The following is a 4,277-nucleotide window of genomic DNA, read 5'->3' on the forward strand; positions in this document are numbered from 1 at the left end:
AAGATGATGGGTGCGGTGACCGGCGCCTCGTTCAGCGAACAGGCCACGCCGTATTTGAACATGTGTATCGTCCCTTTCCTGTCAATTTCCGCTCCGGCGCCTGGCCGGAGGCCTTCTCTTTTGGCTGTCATATGTTCAATATAACAGTCTGCAAGGCAAAAGGCAAGGGAGTTTTGTGCGTTTTTGATACACCGCCGCGAAAAAATTCTGAAATCCGGAAAGCTGTGAAATACTGACCAAATCCGCTCCTGAAATTTTGTCACTTTGTCAGAAAAACAACCGCTTCCTTGACATCCCCCCCAATTTGCCGTATCCTCAAAAAGGTTACTCCTTATTTTTTATAGAGTATCCACATATGGAAAATTGATATTGAACGAATTTGTCTAAATGGGAGGATGCAGCATCATGAGATTGGAAAACAGACGCGCCATTGTCACCGGCGGCGCCCGGGGCATGGGCTTTGCCATGGCGAAGCGCCTGAACGACGAAGGCGCACGGGTGGCCATTCTGGACGTCAACGAGGCGCAGGCCCGGGAGGCCGCCGCCGAATTGAAGGACAGCGTGGGCCTGTACTGCGACGTCTCCAACGTGGAGTCCGTCAAAACCGCGGTGAAGGCCGCCGCTGACAGCCTGGGCGGCATCGACATCCTGGTGAACCTGGCCGGCATCCTCCACACCCAGTCCATCGAGGAGACCACCGAGGACGCCTGGGACAAGGTGATGGCCGTCAACACCAAGGGGTTGTTCTTCATGTGCCAGCAGGCCATCCCCTATCTGAAGGAGTCCCAGTATCCCCGCATCATCAACATCAGCTCCCTGGCCGGCCGGATGGGCGGCTTTGAGACGGGCCTGGCCTACTCCGCCTCCAAGGGCGCCGTCAACGCCCTGACCCAAGGCATGGCCCGCCAGCTCTCCCCCTGGAAGATCACCGTCAACGCCGTCTGCCCCGGCACCACTGCCACCCCCATGTCCGCCAAGGGCTTCACCCCCGAGGCCATGGAGCGCCTGATGCCCCGCATTCTGCTGGGCCGCCTGGGCACCCCCGAGGACCAGGCCGCGGCCGTGGCCTTCCTGGCCAGCGACGACGCCGCCTGGGTCACCGGCCTGATGCTGGACGTCAACGGCGGCATGTACATGGGCTGAGATTGCCCCCGGACACCGCCATTACATCATAAGAGAGGATACATAGACAATGAATTATTTGGAATGGATCAACCAGTGCACCGCCACCCGCTGGTGGCACGACTCCGGCAACCCCGCCGAGATTGAGCTGGCCCTGCAGCGGGGCGCCACCGGCGTCACCACCAACCCCGTCCTCACCTACCGCTCCTTCACCTCCGAGCCGGATTTCTGGACCCCCAAGGTCCTGGCCCTGGGGGATGACTTCCCCACCACCGAGGCCCACGCCGAGGCCCTTTTGAAGCTGGTGGCCACCTTCGCCGCGGACAAGGTCCGCCCCATCTACGACGCCACCGACGGCGCCGACGGCTACGCCCTGGGGCAGCTGAACCCCGGCCGGGCCGGCGACGCCGAGGGGATGCTGGCCCAGGGCCGCCGGGTTCACTCCTGGGCGCCCAACATCGCCGTGAAGCTGCCCGCCACCGCCGCCGGCGTGGAGGTCATCGAGCACCTGGCGGAGGAGGGCATCCCCATCTGCGCCACCATCAACGTCTCCGTGGCCCAGGGCATCGCCGTGGCGGAGGCCTATGAGCGGGGCAAGCAGAAGGCCATTGCCAACGGCGTGAAGCCCCCCCTGTGCATCGTGGTGCAGCAGGTGGGCCGGCTGGACGACTATCTGCGGGACGTGGCCCAGGACATGAAGCTGGGCCTGCCGGAGTCCGTCATCACCCGGGCGGGCCTGGCGGTGGCCAAGCGGACCTACGGCATTCTGGAGGACATGAAGTCCGACTGCATCATCATGCCCGCCGGCCTGCGGGGCTCCTACCACATGACCGAGATGGCCGGCGGCCGCCTGCTGTACACCATCAACACCCGGGTGCAGGACATGATCCTGGCGGAGGACCCGGAGCAGGTGGAGAAGATCGGCGAGCCCATGGACCCGAAGATCATCGAGCAGCTGATGAAGATTCCCGAGTTCGTCCGGGCCTACGAGCCCGACGGCATGAAGCCCAGCGAGTTCATCACCTTCGGCGTCACCCAGAAGCTGCTGAGCCAGTTTATGGAGACCGGCTGGGCCCCCCTGGAGACCTATCTCTCCAACAAGTCCACCGGCCGCTGGATCTGACGGCCCCGCCCGCCCCTGCGTCCGGCAGGGGCGGGCTTTCCACCTTTCATTTCGGGGTCTGCCTGTCAATTCCGAATGGCTTCCCCCGGGCGGCTTGCAGGCGCTGTGCCGCCTTGCTATAATCATTTCACAGCCAACACGCGGTGTTCACCGCCAAAATCACTGAACTGGAGGGCTTTTCCCATGATTCAAGATTACAAGAACCTCTTCTCCCTGGAGGGCAAGCACGCTTTGGTCACCGGCGGCGCCCAGGGCCTGGGCCTGGCCATTGCCGAGGCCTTCTGCGCGGCCGGGGCCGCCGTCACCGTGGCCGACATCAATGCGGAATCCGTGAAGGCCGCCGCCGAGGAGCTGTGTGCCCAGGGCGGCACGGCCTACGCCCTCACCTGCGACGTCTCCAACGAGGAGCAGGTGGCCGCCGCCATCCAGGACGCCGCCCGGCAGATGGGCGGGCTGGACATCATGGTGGCCAACGCCGGCGTCAGCGTCCGCGCCCCCGCCGAGGAGATGACCCTGGACCAGTGGAACAAGGTCATCGACATCGACCTCAAGGGCGTGTTTCTGTGCGACCGGGAGGCCGGGCGCTACATGCTGGAAAACGGCGGCGGCTCCATCATCAACATGTCCTCCATCATCGGCATTGTGGCCAACACCACCGGCAACAGCAACTATGCCGCCGCCAAGGGCGGCGTGACCTCCCTGACCAAGGTCATGGCGGTGGAGTGGGCCAAGCGGGGTGTCCGGGTCAACGCCATTGCCCCCGCCCAGACCGCCACCAAGCTCATTGAGGGGCTGATGGAGAAGGATCCCAGCAAGCGGGTCTATTTTGAGGAGCACATCCCCATGGGCCGCCTGGGCCGGGTGCCGGAGATCGCGGCGGCCGCCGTGTTCCTGGCTGCCGACGCGGCCTCCTTTGTCACCGGCCAGACCATCGCCGTGGACGGCGGCGTAACCGTCGCATTCTGACTGCACATTATATATAAGGAGGTCCGCCCCATGTACACACGCTCCGGCGACTGTCCCACCCGGGACATCTGCATCCAAAACGGCAAGGGCCTGGTCCACATCAAGGACCTGACGGACAAGGAGGGCCTGTACGGCCACGGCCGGATGTTCGCCCACGTCACCATCCAGCCCGGCTGCTCCATTGGCGACCACCCCCACGTCCACGAGACGGAGTTCTACTACATTCTCCAGGGCGAGGGCGTGTTCAACGACAACGGCACGGAGGTCCCGGTTCACGCCGGGGACATCTGCGCCACCGGCTTCGGCGAGGTCCACGGCATGGAAAACCGGTCCGGCGCCCCCCTGGAGCTGATCGCCCTGATCGTCCTGGAATGAGGTCTTTTGAAAAAAAGAGCGGCGGCAGCCGCTCTTTTTTTCTGTCTTTGAAAGTTTTCGTCCCTCTCAATCGTATCCTTGGTGAGAGCGCTCCAAAGGAGTTGATACCATGACCCCACGGGAAAAGGCGGAATATTTGGCGGAGACCTATGCCGACGCCATTCTCCGCCTGAGTTATACCTATCTGAAAAACACCCACGACGCCCAGGACGTCTGCCAGACGGTTTTCGTCCGTCTGCTGGCGGAGCCCCGGGACTTCGAGAGCCCCGACCATGAGCGGGCCTATCTGCTGCGGATGGCGGCCAACGCCTGCAAGGACCTGCTGAAAAGTCCCTGGCGGAAGCGGACCTGCGGTCTGGAGGCCTGCGCGGAGGTCCCCGCCCCGGAGGCGGCGGACGGGTCCGTGCTGGCGGCGGTGAACGGCCTGCCGGCCCACTACCGCGCCGTCATCTACCTCTTTTACTACGAGGGCTACCAGGCGTCGGAGATCGGCCAGATCCTGGGCATCCCCACCGCCACCGTCCACACCCGCCTGGCCCGGGGCCGGGCGCGGCTGCGGGAAACGTTAGGAGGAACGGAATATGAACAATCTGTATGACTACCAGCAATCGCTGAACGCCCTGCACTTCACGCCGAAGCAGAAGGCCGCCCTGGCGGCCCGGGCCGCGGAGGCCGCAGAGGCCGCCCGGCC

At 63.9% G+C, this 4,277-nt stretch carries 6 protein-coding genes; all 6 read left to right on the forward strand.

Annotated elements, in window-relative coordinates; genetic code table 11:
• The coding region (locus tag QZS21_RS11455; RefSeq protein ID WP_295583512.1) for a hypothetical protein at positions 1 to 236 on the forward strand (236 nt) is incomplete at its 5' end.
• 169 nt (positions 237 to 405) lie between these two features.
• A complete protein-coding gene (locus QZS21_RS11460; RefSeq protein ID WP_295583513.1) occupies positions 406 to 1,143 on the forward strand; it encodes an SDR family NAD(P)-dependent oxidoreductase in 738 nt (245 codons plus the stop codon).
• A 49-nt stretch (positions 1,144 to 1,192) separates the two neighbouring features.
• Complete coding sequence (locus tag QZS21_RS11465; protein ID WP_295583515.1) at positions 1,193 to 2,245, forward strand: transaldolase family protein; 1,053 nt, start codon at positions 1,193 to 1,195, stop codon at positions 2,243 to 2,245.
• Positions 2,246 to 2,428: 183 nt separating this feature from the next.
• Complete coding sequence (locus QZS21_RS11470; protein WP_295583517.1) at positions 2,429 to 3,211, forward strand: SDR family NAD(P)-dependent oxidoreductase; 783 nt, start codon at positions 2,429 to 2,431, stop codon at positions 3,209 to 3,211.
• A gap of 30 nt (positions 3,212 to 3,241) precedes the next feature.
• Positions 3,242 to 3,586 carry a cupin domain-containing protein gene (locus QZS21_RS11475; protein WP_295583519.1) on the forward strand — a complete coding sequence of 115 codons (345 nt, stop codon included), beginning with the start codon at positions 3,242 to 3,244 and terminating at the stop codon, positions 3,584 to 3,586.
• A gap of 109 nt (positions 3,587 to 3,695) precedes the next feature.
• On the forward strand, positions 3,696 to 4,184 hold the full coding sequence (locus tag QZS21_RS11480; RefSeq protein WP_295583521.1) for an RNA polymerase sigma factor: 489 nt from the start codon (positions 3,696 to 3,698) through the stop codon (positions 4,182 to 4,184).
• The last annotated feature ends 93 nt before the right edge of the window (positions 4,185 to 4,277 follow it).

Source organism: uncultured Oscillibacter sp., assembly GCF_900544955.1.
Taxonomy (GTDB): Bacteria; Bacillota; Clostridia; order Oscillospirales; family Oscillospiraceae; genus Oscillibacter.

Bases quoted from the DNA above. Each gene is read 5' to 3' on its own strand.
- QZS21_RS11470 (WP_295583517.1), top strand. From the start codon at position 2,429: ATGATTCAAGATTACAAGAACCTCTTCTCCCTGGAGGGCAAGCACGCT.
- QZS21_RS11465 (WP_295583515.1), top strand. From the start codon at position 1,193: ATGAATTATTTGGAATGGATCAACCAGTGCACCGCCACCCGCTGGTGG.
- QZS21_RS11475 (WP_295583519.1), top strand. From the start codon at position 3,242: ATGTACACACGCTCCGGCGACTGTCCCACCCGGGACATCTGCATCCAA.
- QZS21_RS11460 (WP_295583513.1), top strand. From the start codon at position 406: ATGAGATTGGAAAACAGACGCGCCATTGTCACCGGCGGCGCCCGGGGC.
- QZS21_RS11480 (WP_295583521.1), top strand. From the start codon at position 3,696: ATGACCCCACGGGAAAAGGCGGAATATTTGGCGGAGACCTATGCCGAC.